The sequence below is a fragment of the Nucisporomicrobium flavum genome, assembly GCF_016464385.1.
GTDB classification, from domain to species: Bacteria; Actinomycetota; Actinomycetes; order Mycobacteriales; family Micromonosporaceae; genus Actinoplanes; species Actinoplanes flavus_A.
This window is the reverse complement of sequence record NZ_JADMLH010000005.1, coordinates 1-14,201: the sequence shown is the minus strand read 5'-3', so window position 1 is coordinate 14,201 and position 14,201 is coordinate 1. Positions and strand designations below refer to the sequence as shown.

17 protein-coding genes are annotated in these 14,201 nt (G+C 74.0%); 14 read left to right on the top strand and 3 right to left on the bottom strand.

Features of this window, described 5'->3' with window-relative positions; translation table 11 throughout:
• Positions 1–10 precede the first annotated feature (10 nt).
• The 6 genes from IT780_RS14105 to IT780_RS14080 all read left to right on the top strand — a co-directional run bounded on the left by IT780_RS14105 (position 11) and on the right by IT780_RS14080 (position 4,055).
• A complete protein-coding gene (locus IT780_RS14105; RefSeq protein ID WP_199511990.1) occupies positions 11–814 on the top strand; it encodes an ABC transporter ATP-binding protein in 804 nt (267 codons plus the stop codon).
• Positions 811–2,139, top strand: a complete 1,329-nt coding sequence (locus tag IT780_RS14100) for a hypothetical protein (RefSeq protein WP_199511989.1) — start codon at positions 811–813, stop codon at positions 2,137–2,139. Before IT780_RS14105 ends, IT780_RS14100 begins: the two co-directional genes overlap by 4 nt.
• Positions 2,136–2,738: a hypothetical protein gene (locus IT780_RS14095; protein ID WP_199511988.1), complete on the top strand. Its 603-nt coding sequence runs from the start codon at positions 2,136–2,138 to the stop codon at positions 2,736–2,738. Before IT780_RS14100 ends, IT780_RS14095 begins: the two co-directional genes overlap by 4 nt.
• Before the next feature lie 45 nt (positions 2,739–2,783).
• A complete protein-coding gene (locus IT780_RS14090) occupies positions 2,784–3,233 on the top strand; it encodes a hypothetical protein (protein WP_199511987.1) in 450 nt (149 codons plus the stop codon).
• Position 3,234: 1 nt separating this feature from the next.
• Positions 3,235–3,618 carry a YccF domain-containing protein gene (locus IT780_RS14085; protein WP_199512346.1) on the top strand — a complete coding sequence of 128 codons (384 nt, stop codon included), beginning with the start codon at positions 3,235–3,237 and terminating at the stop codon, positions 3,616–3,618.
• A 77-nt stretch (positions 3,619–3,695) separates the two neighbouring features.
• A complete protein-coding gene (locus IT780_RS14080; protein WP_199511986.1) occupies positions 3,696–4,055 on the top strand; it encodes a hypothetical protein in 360 nt (119 codons plus the stop codon).
• A 29-nt stretch (positions 4,056–4,084) separates the two neighbouring features.
• Here the strand turns inward: IT780_RS14080 and IT780_RS14075 are convergent, their stop codons facing one another.
• From IT780_RS14075 to IT780_RS14065, 3 genes are all read right to left on the bottom strand, one after another.
• Positions 4,085–4,975 carry an SMP-30/gluconolactonase/LRE family protein gene (locus IT780_RS14075; protein ID WP_199511985.1) on the bottom strand — a complete coding sequence of 297 codons (891 nt, stop codon included), beginning with the start codon at positions 4,973–4,975 and terminating at the stop codon, positions 4,085–4,087.
• A 56-nt stretch (positions 4,976–5,031) separates the two neighbouring features.
• Positions 5,032–5,913, bottom strand: a complete 882-nt coding sequence (locus IT780_RS14070; RefSeq protein ID WP_199511984.1) for a DUF6910 family protein — start codon at positions 5,911–5,913, stop codon at positions 5,032–5,034.
• Positions 5,914–6,032: 119 nt separating this feature from the next.
• Positions 6,033–7,082: a LacI family DNA-binding transcriptional regulator gene (locus IT780_RS14065; protein ID WP_199511983.1), complete on the bottom strand. Its 1,050-nt coding sequence runs from the start codon at positions 7,080–7,082 to the stop codon at positions 6,033–6,035.
• 100 nt (positions 7,083–7,182) lie between these two features.
• On the opposite strand from IT780_RS14065, the gene IT780_RS14060 reads away from it, so the two are divergent.
• The 8 genes from IT780_RS14060 (at position 7,183) to IT780_RS14025 (ending at position 14,062) form a co-directional block, all read left to right on the top strand.
• Entirely contained in the window at positions 7,183–8,337 is a 1,155-nt protein-coding gene (locus IT780_RS14060; protein ID WP_199511982.1) for a Gfo/Idh/MocA family protein, read from the top strand.
• Entirely contained in the window at positions 8,334–9,488 is a 1,155-nt protein-coding gene (locus IT780_RS14055) for a dihydrodipicolinate synthase family protein (RefSeq protein ID WP_199511981.1), read from the top strand. The genes IT780_RS14060 and IT780_RS14055 overlap by 4 nt, the downstream gene beginning before the upstream one ends.
• The gene (locus IT780_RS14050) at positions 9,485–10,288 is read left to right on the top strand and encodes a sugar phosphate isomerase/epimerase family protein (RefSeq protein ID WP_199511980.1); all 804 of its coding nucleotides are present in this window, start codon (positions 9,485–9,487) and stop codon (positions 10,286–10,288) included. Before IT780_RS14055 ends, IT780_RS14050 begins: the two co-directional genes overlap by 4 nt.
• A 50-nt stretch (positions 10,289–10,338) precedes the next feature.
• The gene (locus IT780_RS14045; RefSeq protein ID WP_199511979.1) at positions 10,339–11,760 is read left to right on the top strand and encodes an amino acid permease; all 1,422 of its coding nucleotides are present in this window, start codon (positions 10,339–10,341) and stop codon (positions 11,758–11,760) included.
• 67 nt (positions 11,761–11,827) lie between these two features.
• Positions 11,828–12,034, top strand: a complete 207-nt coding sequence (locus IT780_RS14040) for a hypothetical protein (RefSeq protein ID WP_233412849.1) — start codon at positions 11,828–11,830, stop codon at positions 12,032–12,034.
• Between the two features lie 122 nt (positions 12,035–12,156).
• Positions 12,157–12,933 carry a rod shape-determining protein gene (locus IT780_RS14035; protein WP_199511977.1) on the top strand — a complete coding sequence of 259 codons (777 nt, stop codon included), beginning with the start codon at positions 12,157–12,159 and terminating at the stop codon, positions 12,931–12,933.
• Positions 12,934–13,076: 143 nt separating this feature from the next.
• Complete coding sequence (locus IT780_RS14030; protein ID WP_199511976.1) at positions 13,077–13,922, top strand: universal stress protein; 846 nt, start codon at positions 13,077–13,079, stop codon at positions 13,920–13,922.
• Entirely contained in the window at positions 13,919–14,062 is a 144-nt protein-coding gene (locus IT780_RS14025; protein WP_199511975.1) for a hypothetical protein, read from the top strand. The genes IT780_RS14030 and IT780_RS14025 overlap by 4 nt, the downstream gene beginning before the upstream one ends.
• Positions 14,063–14,201: the final 139 nt, after the last annotated feature.

The following is a 14,201-nucleotide window of genomic DNA, read 5'->3' as shown; positions in this document are numbered from 1 at the left end:
AGAAGTGACTATGCGTACGGTGTCCGCGGCGGAGACCGCCCCCACCACCTATGCCTGGGCGGTCCACGCCGAAGGCCTGCAGGTCCGGGCCGGCCGGCACCTGGCCGTCGACGGCCTCGACCTGGCCCTCGGCACCGGGGTGCACGGGCTGCTCGGCCCCAACGGCGCGGGCAAGACCACGCTGATGCGCTCGCTGGCCACGGTCATCAAGCCGGCCGGCGGGCGGCTGACGCTGCTCGGCGAGACCGTCGACGGCCGCGCCGACCTGCGACGGGTGCGGCGGGCCCTCGGCTATCTCCCGCAGCAGTTCGGGTTCTACCCGCGGTTCACGGTGCGCGAGTTCATCGAGTACATGGCCTGGCTCAAGGAGATGCCCAAGGCGGCCGTGCCCGGCGCGGTGCAACGGGCCATCGACCGGGTCGGCCTGGGTGCCAAGGCCGACGCGCGGATGAAGACCCTCTCGGGCGGCATGCTGCGCCGCGCCGGCATCGCCCAGGCGATCGTGAACGACCCGGAAGTGCTGCTGCTCGACGAGCCCACGGTCGGGCTCGACCCGGAGCAGCGGCTGGATTTCCGTACGCTGCTGCGTGCCCTGGGTGCGGACAGCTGCGTGCTGGTCTCCACGCACCTCGTCGAGGACGTGGTGGCCGCCTGCACCGACGTGGTGATGATCAACGAGGGCCGGCTGCTCTACCAGGGCACCCCCGCGGGCCTGATGGAGCAGGGCGAGCACGGCGACCCAGGCGACAGTCCCGCCGAGCGCGGCTACTCCGCCCTGCTGCGCCGCCACCGGGCGGAGGTGGCGGCCCGATGACCCGCATCCTCGGCATCGAGGTCCGCCGCTCGGCGGCCCTGGGCACCGTGCTGGTGCTGCTGGTGGCCGGCGGGATCCTCCTGTACGCGGCACCGCAGCGATGGGCCGCCAGCTGGATGGCACTGGCCATGGCCGAACGGGAATACCTGGTGCTGCTGTGGCCGCTCGCGCTGGCCGCCGGCGCCTGGCAGGCCCGCCGTGAGCACCGGTCCCACGTGGCGGAGCTGTTCGCCAGCACGGCCCGGCCCCGGGTCCAGCGGATGGTACCCGTCCTCGGCGCGATGGCCATCGCCGCCGCGGCGGCCTACCTGCTGGTGGCCGCGGCCGGCCTGCCCTGGATCATCGACACCGCGCACTATCTGCCGGCCCGGGCGTTCCTCGTGCTGGCCGTCGGCGTGCTCGCGATGATCGGCGGCGTCTGGCTGGGACTCGCCGTGGGCCGGCTGGTGCCGTCCATGGTGACCGCGCCCGTCCTGGCGGTGGCCGGCATCGCGTTCCTGATGCTGCTGCCGGTCGCGACCGGGCACCGGAACTGGCTCAGCCTCGTGTTCTCCCCGATGTACGGCATGGGCCAGTACACCGACTACCAGACGGTGGGCGCCCGGGTCAGCGTCGCGCAGGTCATCTGGCTGATCGCGTTCGCCGTCGCCGCCGCGGTGCTGCTCGCCTCGGGCGGCTGGCGTACCCGGGTGGCGGCACTGCTTCCTGTCACCCTCGGCGCCGCCCTGGCCCTCGCGGTCGTCCCGCGCGGCGAGTTCGTGGACAACCCGACCGACACGGTCGCCCAGGAGCTGGTCTGTGCCGACGGTGCCCCGCGGGTCTGCGTCAGCCGGGTCCACGCCGGCCTGCTGTCCGAGGTCGTACCCCCGGCCCGGCAGGCCCTGGCGGCGTTGGCGAAGCTTCCGGACGCGCCGACCGCCGTGCACGAGGACACCACGACCTACTACCCGTCCTGGTCACCGGCACCGCAGCCCGGCGTCGTCCTGCTCGACGTCCACGTCGACAAGTACGGCCACCTGGCCTGGCCCGACCGGGTCGTGCCCCGGGTGGTGATCGCGGCGCTGACGCCCCCGATCGCCTGCGAGGACGGGTTCAACCCGTCCGCGTCCCGCGCGGCGGCCGCGTACGTTCTCGGCGTCGAACCGGTGGCCGGCTGGGGCGAATGGGACGTCGTCTCCGACCAGCCCGACACGGAGCAGGCCGCCCTGTGGAACGGCCTGCGCAAGCTGCCCGAGCAGGAGGCGGTCGCCCGGGTGGCGGCGCTGCGCCGGGCGGCCGCCGGGTGCAAGGATCTCAAGGACGCGCTCACCGGTAGTGCCCGATGAGGGGGCTGGCGCTGTACGCGCGGTCGCGGCACGTACCGCTGGCGCTGGTGCTGAGCCTCGGGCTGACGGTGCTGCTGTGGTCGCTGTGGTCGATCTTCTCCAACTCGCCGGACGCGGGCGCGCCGATGGTCGTGCTGACCGTGCTGATCCTCGTCACGACGGTCGCCATCACGTTCGCCGGTCCGGACGAGGCCCTGGAACGGACCGCGGCGCTGCCCTGGTGGCCCCGCCGGGCCGCGCACGTGCTGGCCGCCCTTGTCCTCATCCTGGTGCTGCTGCTGGCGACGCTGCCGACCGGCGCCCGCTTCGGCCCGGCGGCGCTCGTGCTGCGCGACGCGGCCGGCCTGCTCGGCCTGGCGGCCCTCGGCGCGGCCACGATCGGGGCGATCCGCGCCTGGTTCGCGCCGCTGGGCTGGACGCTGGCGGTGATCGTGTTCCCGGCCGGGGACACCACGGCGGGACAGATCATCACCTGGCAGACCCAGGAGCCCGGCAACCGGGCGGCGGCGGTGACGGCGGCGGTGCTCGCGGTGGCGGGGCTGATGGCGTACGCGTTGTCCGGGCCGGTCCGGCCGACGCCGGCCGAGGTCGCGCTCTGAGGCAAGCGGTGCCGGCGGCTTCCTGGCACGTGCGACGATGACGGGATGACCGCCGAGCCCGCCGCCACCACCCGGCCGCGCCCGGGTCGTAGCCTCTGGATGCACCTCCTCGCCGCGGGGGTGTTCGGGCTGCTGGCCTGGTCGGGTGTCGCCGCGCTCGGCGAGTCGGCGACCGGGCCGGGCGTGGCGTCGCTGATCGCCGGCGTGGCGGGAGGTGCCGGGTCGCTGGTGATCGCCGGCTCGATGTGGCGGGCCGCGGCCCGTGGCGGTGGCGGCCGGCGGTCCCGGCCCCAGCTCATCGCGCGGACGGCGATGGCGATGGCGGCGGTCGGTGCCGGGGTGGCGGGCGTGCTTCTGGCGCCGGACGGGATGGATCACGGCTTCGTGATCGGGGTCGCCGTGTTCCACGCGGTCCTGCTCGCGCTGTTCGCCGTGCTGTGCGGCGACGCCGCGGCACCGGGCCACCGTGCGGGTGGCGTACCGGAGTCATGCTGATCTGGTGAGGTTGATTCTCAACATCCTGTGGTTCATCTTCGGCAGCGGGTTCGTGCTCGCGCTCGGCTACGGTCTCGCGGCGCTCATCTGCTTCGCGCTCATCGTCACGATCCCGTTCGGCGTCGCCTCGCTGCGCCTGGCCGCCTACTCGCTGTGGCCGTTCGGCCGTACGGTCGTCAGCCGGCCCGGCGCCGGCGTGCCGTCCGGCATCGCGAACATCGTCTGGGTGATCGTGGCGGGCTGGTGGCTCGCGCTGACCCACATCCTCGCCGGGATCGCCCAGTGCGTGACGGTCATCGGCATCCCGTTCGGCATCGCGAACTTCAAGCTGGTGCCCGTGGCGTTCTGGCCGCTGGGACGCGAGATCGTCGACGTGGACCGCTGAGGCGGATCACCCGGGCGCGCCTGCACCCCGGACCCGGCGGTGGCACGCCGGACCGCCCGGCGTGGTCCAATTTCGACATGAAGGTCAAGCTCAGCAAGCAGACTCTGATCATCATCGGTGTGGTCTGCGTGGCCCTGCTCATCGCCTGGTCGGCCACCCGGTCGTCGACCTCGGCGCAGGGGCCCGGGCAGCTCGACGACCCGGCGGCGCAGGCCTGCACCGACTACGCCGACGGGTACGCGCAGGCGCGCTCGAAGACCGCGCGGCTCGCGCTGGCGGACAAGGTGAGCCAGTCCTCGCGGGACAGCGACAACGACGCCATCCAGGACCGGGCGACGGCGCTCGGGCGCAGCGCCGCCGACGGTGGCTCGGCGTGGAAGCAGGACGGCGACGCGTTCGAGGACGCCTGCCGGGCAGCCGGCTGGAACCCACGCTGAGAGGTCCGCGCGACGGCCGCCCCGCCGGGTCAGACGGTGTCCAGCCGGACCGGCAGGGCGGGCAGCCCCCGGGCGCCCGGGCCCGCATCCGTGACGAGCACCGCGCCGTCGTCCGGTCCGGGGTCGTCCAGGCCGCCGCGGCCACTGGTGACCACGAGCGTGGCGCCCACCAGGCAGACACTGGTCGGCTGGCGGGCCGGCAGCGTGACCCGGCGGTCCAGGACGCCGTCGGGGCGGTAGCGGTGCACGGCCGCCCCGCCGAACAGGGCCGCCCAGACGTGGCCCTCGGTGTCCACGGTGAGGCCGTCCGGGGCGCCGTGGTCCGGGTCGAGGCGGGCGAATGGCCGCCGGCCGCTCAGCTCCCCGGTCGCCGGGTCCACGTCGAACCGGTCGATGTGGCCGAGCGGCGTGTCGGACAGGTACATCGTGCGGCCGTCCGGGCTGAACGCGGGGCCGTTGGCGATGGTGAGGTCGCGCAGCACGGTGCGCACCGTGCCGTCGGGGTCGAGGCGGTACAGGGCACCTGAGCGGGGGCTCTGGTCGCAGGCCATGCTGCCCGCCCAGAACCGGCCGGCCCGGTCCGCCACGCCGTCGTTCATGCGCCAGGGCCGGTCCGTCACCGGCTCCGGGGCGGTGAGCGGGCGGACCGCGCCGGCCTCGGTGATCAGCGCGAAGCCGGTGCCCGTGGCGGCCAGCCAGGTGCCCGGCCGGTCGGCGACCTCGGCGACCGCGGCGAGCGGGTCCGGCAGCTTCGCCAGCTCCGTGAGGGCGTCGGCGGTCCGCCGCTCGGGGGCCCCGGGCGCCGGGGCGGTCAGCAGGCGGCCCGCCGGGATGTCGACCAGGACGAGCCGGTCGCCCGCCCAGCGAGAGCCTTCGCCGAGTTCCAGCCGGTCCGGGGTGAGTGCCGTGACGTCGCTCATCGGCTGGTGATCCCCCGGCCGCCGCCGTCCTAATCACGCGGTCGGTCGGAGGCGGCTCACCAGCTCAGGCGCAGCGACAGGGAGGCCGACGGCACGGCCGGGTCGTCGGCGTCGACCACGGCCAGCAGCTCCGCGCCGGTGTCGCCGGACGAGCGCAGCGCCAGCCCCTCGATCTTGTCCGGCCGCGGCAGTACGCCGACCTCGGGCTCGTGACCGTCGGCGAGCACTGCCACCGCGGCGCCCACGACGGGTCCGTCGTCGACGGCGTTCGGCGTGTCCTCGGCCGCCGCGCTGACGATCACCCGCCCGTCGGGCAGCGCCACCGCGTCGGTGACGGCCAGCGCGACCCCGGCGACCGTGCCGAGGTCGTACCGGCGGACGCCGCCCACGCCGACCCGGTCGCTGCCGGCCCCGGTCACGGCGGCGAGCAGCGCCTCGAGCTCCACGTCGACGGAGGCCGACGGTACGCCCGCCGCCGAGTTGCCCCGCTGGAACCACCGCAGCCGGCCGCCGGCGACGCAGGCACCCTCGAGGTTGAGGCTGCCGTCCGCGAGCCCGAGGGCATCGCCGATGGCGTGGTACAGCGGGGTGAGGTCGGCGACGGTGCAGCCGCCCCCGGGCGTGACCAGGGAGGCGCGCATCCGGGCCGGCGACGACCCGGAGCCCAACAGCAGGACGCCGTCGCCGATCGGGCAGGCCGCCTCGAAGTCGGGCTTGAGGTGCTTCGTACCGTCGGCCGAGCTGAACGTCTCGTGCCCGTCGACCGGCGGGATGACCCGGACCCGCTCGACGCCGCCGGGGCGCACCCAGGCCGCGTGCGTGGCGTCGTCCTGGGCGATCAGCCAGCCGTCGCCGAACCGCGCTACGGCGGAGGCGGCCCGGACCGGGTCGCCGTCGTCGAACCGCAGCCCGGTCGGCTGATCCGTTGTCACGCGCATGGTCTCTCCCGGTCCGGTGTCACAGGCGGCGGCCCGGGGCGGGCCGCGGCGGGGGCGGGGGTGGGGCCGGTGTCACGGGCGGCGGCCCGGGGCGGGCCGCGGCGGGGTCAGGGCCGGTGTCACGGACGGTGGGCCTTGGTGGGCCGGGGCCGATGCCGGGGCGGGGGTGCGGTGCTGTCGCGCAGCACCAGTTCCGCGGCCGCGTGCTCGACCCGCGGCTCGTCGTCCGGCTCGCGGAGAGCGAGCGACATGGCCCGGACCCCGATCTCCTCCAGGGGCAGCCGTACGGTGCTCAGCGGCGGCGTCACGTCCACCGAGATCGGCATGTCGTCGAAGCCGATGAGGCTGACCCGGCCGGGCACGTCCACCCCGCGTTCGCGCAGGCAGGCGAGCGCGCCGACGGCCATGGAGTCGTTGAGCGCGGCGATGGCGGTCAGCGACGGGTTGCGGTCCAGCAGCAGGCCCGCGGCCGCCATGCCGCCGTTGCGGTCGAAGCCGGCGTACTCGATGTGCCGGGCCGTGAGGCGGTGGCCGTGCTCGCGGGCCGCGCGGCGCAGGCCGGCGAGCCGGTCGGTGGTCGTGGTGAGGTGCTTCGGGCCGGCGATCACGCCGATCGTGGTGTGCCCGAGCCGGTAGAGGGCGTCGGCCGCGAGGTAGCCGCCGTGCTCGTTCTCCGGGACGATCGCGTCGCCCGCGTGCTCGTGCCGGCCGATCACCGCGACCCGGCCGCCGGTGCTCTCGTAGAGGCGCAGTTTGCGGTCGAGGCGCGCGGTGGTGGGGGCGTCGTGGTAGCCGGAGCCGGCGAGCACGATCGCCGCGGTCCGGTGGGCGTGCAGCAGGTCCACGTACGCCAGCTCGCGCTCGGGGTCGCGGTAGCTGTTGCAGATGATGACGAGCCGGCCGTGGTCGGTGGCGACGCGCTGCAGGCCCCGGGTGATCTCGGCGAAGTACGGGTCGGAGACGTCGTGGACGATCACCCCGACGGCGGTGCGGTGCGCCCGGGCGAGCTGCTGCGCGTTGGCGTTGGGCACGAACTCGAGCTCGGCGACGGCCGCGAGCACGCGCTCGCGCAGCGCCTCGCCGACCGGCTTGGGGCTGTTGTTGATGATGCGTGACGCGGTGGCGGTGGACACCCCCGCACGCCGCGCGACATCCGCCAGGGTCGCCACGCGATCACCCTAGCCGACCGGGGCCGGGCAAGCGCTTGCCCGAGCGCCGCACGCGCCGGTAGCCTGCGAGGAAAGCGCTTACCTAGCGGAGGGTGCCGCCATGACCGCTCGCGTTCCCATCGGGATAGTCATGAACGGCGTGACCGGCCGGATGGGCTACCGGCAGCATCTGGTCCGCTCCCTGCTGGCCATCCGGGACGGCGGAGGACTGCCGCTGCGCGACGGTTCGGTGCTCTGGCCCGAGCCGGTCCTCGTCGGGCGCACCGAGGCGAAGCTCCGCGACGTCGCCGCGCGGCACGGGCTCACCGACTGGACCACCGACCTGGGCGCCGCTCTGGCCCGCCCCGACGTGCGGATCTACTTCGACGCCCAGGTCACCAGCGAGCGCGAGAAGGCGATCCACCAGGCGATCGAGGCGGGCAAGCACATCTACACCGAGAAGCCCCTGGCCACCACGCTGCAGGGCGCCGCCGACCTGGCCCGCGCCGCCGACGCGGCCGGCGTGCGCCACGGCGTCGTGCAGGACAAGCTCTTCCTGCCCGGGTTGCGCAAACTGCAGCGGCTCGTCGACGGCGGTTTCTTCGGCCGCATCCTTTCCGTACGCGGGGAGTTCGGCTACTGGGTCTTCGAGGGCGACTGGCAGGCCGCCCAGCGCCCCAGCTGGAACTACCGGGCGGCCGACGGCGGCGGCATCGTCGTCGACATGTTCCCGCACTGGCACTACGTGCTCGAGCAGCTCTTCGCCCCCGTCCGCGCCGTCACCGCCCAGGTGGCCACGCACATCCCGCGCCGCTGGGACGAGAACGGCGAGCCGTACGAGGCGACCGCCGACGACGCCGCGTACGGGATCTTCGAACTAGACGGCGGCGTGATCGCCCAGATCAACTCCTCCTGGGCCGTCCGGGTCAACCGCGACGAGCTGGTCGAGTTCCAGGTCGACGGCACCGAGGGCAGCGCCGTGGCGGGGCTGCGCGGCTGCAAGGTCCAGCACCGGGCCGCCACGCCGAAACCGGTGTGGAACCCCGATCTGCCGGTCAGCCATGCGTTCCGCGAGCAGTGGCAGGAGGTACCGGACAACGAGGAGTTCGACAACGGCTTCAAGGCGCAGTGGGAGATGTTCCTGCGCCACGTTGCCGAGGACGCGCCGTACACGTGGGACCTGTGGGCCGGCGCGCGCGGCGTGCAACTGGCCGAGCTGGGGCTGCAGTCCGCCCGCGAGGGCCGCCGCGTCGAGATTCCCGAGCTGCACAGATGAGCGCGACCGTGCACCTGCCCGACGGGCCGCTGACCCTGTCGGGCGCCGGCGCGGGCTACGCGACTCCCGGCAAGCGGTTCACGAGCCGGATCGCGTACGCCGCGGCGCACGTGGTCGCCGATCCGAGGGCGGAGAACGTGCCCGGCGCGCCGCCCATCCTCGACTGGGAGGCCACGCTGGCGTTCCGGCGGCACCTGTGGTCGTACGGGTTCGGCGTGGCCGAGGCGATGGACACCGCGCAGCGCGGCATGGGCCTGGACTATCCGGCGGCCCGCGAGCTGATCCGCCGTTCCGCGCGGGAGGCGGCGGCCGTCGGTGGCAGCATCGTGGCGGGCGTCGCCACGGACCAGCTCGCGCCCGGCCCGGCCACCCTCGACGAGGTGCATAAGGCGTACGCCGAACAGCTCACCGATGTCCAGGAGGCCGGCGCGGACCCGGTCCTCATGTGCAGCCGGCACTTGGCCGCCACCGCCACCCGGGCCGGGGACTACCTCGACATCTACGGCCGCCTCCTCGCCGAGGCGGGGAGCCCGGTGATCCTGCACTGGCTCGGCCCGGCGTTCGACCCGTTGCTCGGCGGCTACTGGGGTTCGGACGACCCGGCCCGCGCCGCCGACACCGTCGTCGAGCTCATCGCTGCGCACCCCGGACGCGTCGACGGCATCAAGCTGTCGCTGCTCGACGAGGCGTTCGAGGTCGCGCTGCGGCGGCGGCTGCCCGCGGGCGTACGCCTCTACACCGGCGACGACTTCCACTACCCGGCGCTTATCCGCGGCGACGAGCAGGGGCATTCCGACGCGCTGCTCGGTGTCCTGGCCGCCATCGCGCCACCCGCAGCGGCGGCGCTCCGAGCCTTGGACGACGGCGACGTCACGGCGTACGACGGGATCCTCGCACCGACCGTGACCCTGGCCCGCCACCTGTTCGCGGCACCTACCTGGTTCTACAAGACCGGCATCGTCTTCCTCGCCTGGCTGGCCGGCCACCAGGACCATTTCGTCATGGCCGGGGGAGTCCACAACGGACGGTCACCGGTGCATCTGGCCCGGTTGCTGCGGCTCGCGGACGCGGCGGGCGTGCTGCCCGATGCCGGCCTGGCCGCCTGCCGCGCCCGCGCCTGGGCCGTCACCGCGGGGGTGGCGCAGCCGTGAAGCGCTTCTCGTTCAACCAGGCCACCGCGAAGGGATGGCCGCTGCCGGACCTGGCGGCCGGCTGCGTCGCGGAGGGCGTCACCGCCGTCGGGCTCTGGCGCGAGGACGTTCAGGCGTACGGGGTGCAGCGCGCGGCCGGCCTCATGCGGGACTCCGGCCTCGCCGTCACCTCGCTGTGCCGCGGTGGCTTCTTCCAGCAACCGGGCTGGTTCGACGAGAACAGGCGCGCCATCGACGAGGCCGCGACGCTGGGTGCGCCCGTGCTCGTCCTGGTCTCCGGCGGCCTGCCCGCGGACAGCCGCGACCTCGACGCCGCCCGCGCGCACATCGGCGCGGCCCTCGGGGAGCTGGTGCCGTACGCGCTCGCCGGCGGCGTCCAGCTCGCCGTCGAAGCCCTGCACCCGATGTTCTGCTCCGACCGGTGCGTCGTGTCGACCCTCGAGCAGGCCCTCGACCTCGCCGCGCCGTACCCGCCGGAAGCCGTGGGCGTCGTCGTGGACACGTACCACCTGTGGTGGGACGACGACGTCTGGGCGCAGATCGGCCGGGCGGGCCGGGAACGCCGCATCGCCTGCTTCCAGGCCGCCGACTGGCTCACCCCGCTGCCCGCCGGGGTGCTGCTCGGCCGGGGCCTGCCCGGCACCGGCTGCGTCGAGCTGCGCCGCTTCCGGGAGGCCGTGGACGCGGCGGGCTACACCGGGCCGGTCGAGGTGGAGGTCTTCAACGAGGAGCTGTGGGGCCGCCCGGGACGCGACATCCTCGCCGAGACGATCACGCGGTACCGCACCCACGTCGCCTGATATTTATCTCTGTGGATGCGGTGCCGCTGCCGGCATGGTAGGCCGTTGACATGACGACGACACCGGAACGCTTCGGCCGCGGATCGGGTCTGTTCCGCCGCAAGCCCGTCGAGGACATCACCGACGACACCGGCGAGGGCCTCAACCGCTCGCTCGGCCTGTGGCAACTCACCGCCATCGGCATCGGCGGCATCATCGGCGCGGGCATCTTCGCCCTTGCCGGTGCGGTCGCCCACGAGACGGCCGGCCCGGCTGTGCTCATCTCGTTCCTCATCGCCGGCGTCGCCAGCGCCGCCGCGGCGCTGTCCTACGCCGAGTTCGCCGGCATGATCCCCAAGGCCGGATCCGCCTACACGTACGGCTACGTCGTGCTGGGCGAGGTCGTCGGCTGGTTCATCGGCTGGGACCTGCTCCTGGAGTACACGGCCATCGTGGCGGTCGTGGCGATCGGCATCTCCGGCTACTTCGCGTTCCTCATGGCCGAGATCGGCGTCGACCTGCCGAACTGGATGCTGGGTGCGCCCGGTACGGGTGACGGCCACGTGGTCGACCTGTTCGCCGTGCTGCTGTGCCTGCTCATCGCGTACCTGCTGAACCGGGGGATCCGCGCGGCCGCGCGCGCCGAGACCGCCGTGGTGGGCATCAAGATCGCGGTGGTCCTGCTCGTCGTCGTGGTCGGCTTCTTCCACATCAAGACGGCCAACTACCGGCCGTTCTTCCCCTTCGGCGTCGGCGGCGCGATCACCGGCGCGGCCACCGTGTTCTTCGCGGTCTTCGGCTACGACGCGATGAGCACCGCGGCCGAGGAGTCCCGCGACGCGCGCCGCCACCTTCCCCGGGCCATCGTCTACTCGCTGGCCGTCTCCATGGTCCTGTACGTACTGGCCACCCTCGTGCTCACCGGCATGCAGAACTACCGGGACATCAACCCCACCAGCGGCTTCTCCTCGGCGTTCGCCTCGGTCGGCCTCTCCGGCCTCGCCGACGTCATCGCGGTCGGCGCCATCATCGGCATCCTCACGGTGATGTTCACCTTCATGCTCGGCGTCACCCGCGTCTGGTACGCCATGAGCCGCGACGGCCTGCTGCCCTCCTGGTTCGCCCGCCTCCACCCGGTGCGCCGCGTACCCTCCCGCGTCACCTGGATCGTCGGCGTGGCCTCGGCGATCATCGCTGGCTTCCTGCCCATCCGCGAGGCGGCGGAACTGACGAACATCGGCATCCTGCTCGCGTTCATCGTGGTCTGCGTGGCAGTGATCGTGCTGCGCCGCCGGCGGCCGGAGCTGCCCCGGACGTTCCGGCTGCCGGGAATGCCGGTGGTGCCGGCGCTGGGCGTGGTCTTCTCGATCTGGCTGATCACGTTCCTGTCGCCGGTGACGTGGGTCCGGTTCGTGGTCTGGTTCGTGCTGGGCGCGGTGGTGTACTGGACGTACGGCCGGCGCCACTCCCTCCTCAACCGCGACCGGCCCTGACCCGTAGCCGCCAGAGCGTACGCAGCGTCGTGGCCGCGGCCACGGACAGTGGGCTATGGTGGCCGGCATGCAGGACGGGCGTGGCTTCGGCGGCACCGGCACGCGCTCCACGCTGCCGGCGCTGGTTCTGTGGGCCCTGCTGATGGCCGCCCTGGCCGCCGCACGCGACGGCGGGCTGTGCATCGTCTTCCGGCTGACCCGCCGGGTGATCCCGGGCTGTGTCCCGGCGTGGTCGGCGGACCGGGCCCCGCCGGCGTGGGCGACGAGCATCTGAAGCCGCCCGCTGCGCAGCGTCTCCCATGACGCTGCCCCTTGGCCTGGGAGAACCATGCCGACCTTCGTTCATCCACCATGCACCCGCACGCCCATCGCGCTGCGGTCCGTCACAAGCAGGCGATGGGCATGCTGACCGCCGGCGCGTACGCCCGTCCCGGCGTACGCCATCGACTGGCCCTTGACCTGGGCACCTCCACCGTCCGGCTGTGGACCTCGTCGACCGGCGAGGTGCTCGCCGAACCCGCGGTCCTCTGCCGGCCGGGCAACGGCCGGCACGTCGCCGGCCGGGCGGCGCTGACCGCCCGGGCCGGGGCGGCCCGGACCTGGCCCGTGCGCGACGGCGTCGTACGGGACTTCTTCGCCTGCGTCCATCTGCTGCGGCTGCTCGCGGCCGACCTCGGCCTGCCGCCGGACGATGCGTTCCCCGTGCTCGTCGGCGTGCCCGCGACCGCGACCCTGCGACAGCGCAACGTCCTGGTCGCCGCGGTCCGCCGGGCGCTGGGCGGACGGGTGGTCGCCGTGGAGGAACCCCTGGCGGCGGCCCTGGCCTGCCGGCCCGACCCGGGAGGCGACGACCTGATCGTCGTGGACATCGGATCCGGGCGTACCGAGGTGGCCCGGATCCGCGACCGCAGCGTGGCCGCGGCCGAGCGCGTCGAGCACGACGATCCCGTCGACCGGATCCTGCCGATCGCCGACTCCGTACGCAGGCTCAGCGGTCCCGGCTCCGCCCGCCGGCCCGGTGGCGCCGTCCGCCGGCTGATCCTCACGGGCGGTGGCGCGGCGGTTCCCGGGGTGGCCGCCCGGCTGGCCGCGCTGACCGGCCTGTCGGTCACCGTGCCGGCCGATCCGCCGATGGCCACCCTCACCGGCCTGCGACGGCTGCTCACCGGCTGACCGCCCGTCCCCTCTTTTCCGGCGACCGGCAACCAAGGGCGACCACGTTGACGGGTCGGACGCCTGTCCGGCTTTCCGGCCACCGGCAAGACTTGAGGCTCCGGCAGTCGCCGAGACGCCGGCATTCGCAGAGGAGGTATGAGATGAGCGCGCCCGTGGTTGTCGGCTTCGACGGTTCGGCAGCGTCCGAGGCGGCCGTGCGGTACGGGGCCCGGGAGGCCACGCTGCGCGGAACCGGCCTGAGCATCGTGCACGCGTTCGGATGGGTCATCGTCCCGCCGCCGATGTATCCGCCGTACGACGAGATCCTGCGCGGGCCCCGAGCCGCGCTGCTGGACCTGCTCGCCCGCACCGCCCACGACGTACGCCAGGAATGGCCGGATCTCACCGTGACCACCCGGCTGATCGACGGGTCGCCCGGCGCGGTCCTGACCGCCTATTCGCGGGACGCCGCGCTGCTGGTCGTCGGCCACCGCGGCATCGGCGGATTCGCCGGTCTGCTCGCCGGTTCGACGGCCACGCAGGTCGCCGCGCACGCCGCGGCGCCGGTCACCGTCGTCCGCGACGGGGAACGGCACGACAACGCCGTGATCGTGGCCGGGGTGGACGGGTCACCCCACGCCCTCGCGGCTGCGGAGGTCGCCTTCGCGGACGCCCGCCGCCACGAGGCCGAGCTGGTGATCCTTTCGCATGACCGGATCCACCCGGACGCCGAGGTGGCCGGGCACCTCGAAGCGCTCGGCCGGCGCTACAGCGACGTCAAGTACCGCCACGAGACGGCCGAGGGAGACACCGCGGCGACCGCGCTGATCGACGCGGCCGACCGCCTGGGCGCCGCGATGATCGTCGTCGGGTCACGCGGCCGCGGTGGCTTCCGCGGCCTGATCGCCGGCTCGACGTCCCGCGCCCTCATCGAACACGCCGACCGCCCGGTCACGGTCGTGCCGGTCAGCACCGCCCGCCGGGAGGACGAGGAGCAGGGACGATGACCACCACCGTACGGCCGGTCGTCGACAAGGTCCCGCTTCCCCGCCCGGCGCCCGGCGGCACCGATCCCGACGACCCGGACATCGTGGAGGTGTGGGGCCGGGACTCCTTCCCCGCCAGCGACCCGCCCGCCAACTGGTAGCCGTCTGCCTGAGGAGTTTCAATGACCATGTCAAGCCGCGTTCGCGGTGAGCGGTGGTGAGGGATGGAACTCACGGCCGTCGCGCAGCAGGGCCCAAATAACGTCGATCAGGCGGCGGGCCAGGGCGATCACCGCTTGG

Coding starts and splice junctions, on each gene's coding strand:
- IT780_RS14105 (WP_199511990.1), top strand. CDS start 11: ATGCGTACGGTGTCCGCGGCGGAGACCGCCCCCACCACCTATGCCTGG.
- IT780_RS14045 (WP_199511979.1), top strand. CDS start 10,339: ATGACGACGACACCGGAACGCTTCGGCCGCGGATCGGGTCTGTTCCGC.
- IT780_RS14025 (WP_199511975.1), top strand. CDS start 13,919: ATGACCACCACCGTACGGCCGGTCGTCGACAAGGTCCCGCTTCCCCGC.
- IT780_RS14100 (WP_199511989.1), top strand. CDS start 811: ATGACCCGCATCCTCGGCATCGAGGTCCGCCGCTCGGCGGCCCTGGGC.
- IT780_RS14060 (WP_199511982.1), top strand. CDS start 7,183: ATGACCGCTCGCGTTCCCATCGGGATAGTCATGAACGGCGTGACCGGC.
- IT780_RS14090 (WP_199511987.1), top strand. CDS start 2,784: ATGACCGCCGAGCCCGCCGCCACCACCCGGCCGCGCCCGGGTCGTAGC.
- IT780_RS14070 (WP_199511984.1), bottom strand. CDS start 5,913: ATGCGCGTGACAACGGATCAGCCGACCGGGCTGCGGTTCGACGACGGC.
- IT780_RS14080 (WP_199511986.1), top strand. CDS start 3,696: ATGAAGGTCAAGCTCAGCAAGCAGACTCTGATCATCATCGGTGTGGTC.
- IT780_RS14035 (WP_199511977.1), top strand. CDS start 12,157: ATGGGCATGCTGACCGCCGGCGCGTACGCCCGTCCCGGCGTACGCCAT.
- IT780_RS14075 (WP_199511985.1), bottom strand. CDS start 4,975: ATGAGCGACGTCACGGCACTCACCCCGGACCGGCTGGAACTCGGCGAA.
- IT780_RS14095 (WP_199511988.1), top strand. CDS start 2,136: ATGAGGGGGCTGGCGCTGTACGCGCGGTCGCGGCACGTACCGCTGGCG.
- IT780_RS14040 (WP_233412849.1), top strand. CDS start 11,828: ATGCAGGACGGGCGTGGCTTCGGCGGCACCGGCACGCGCTCCACGCTG.
- IT780_RS14055 (WP_199511981.1), top strand. CDS start 8,334: ATGAGCGCGACCGTGCACCTGCCCGACGGGCCGCTGACCCTGTCGGGC.
- IT780_RS14030 (WP_199511976.1), top strand. CDS start 13,077: ATGAGCGCGCCCGTGGTTGTCGGCTTCGACGGTTCGGCAGCGTCCGAG.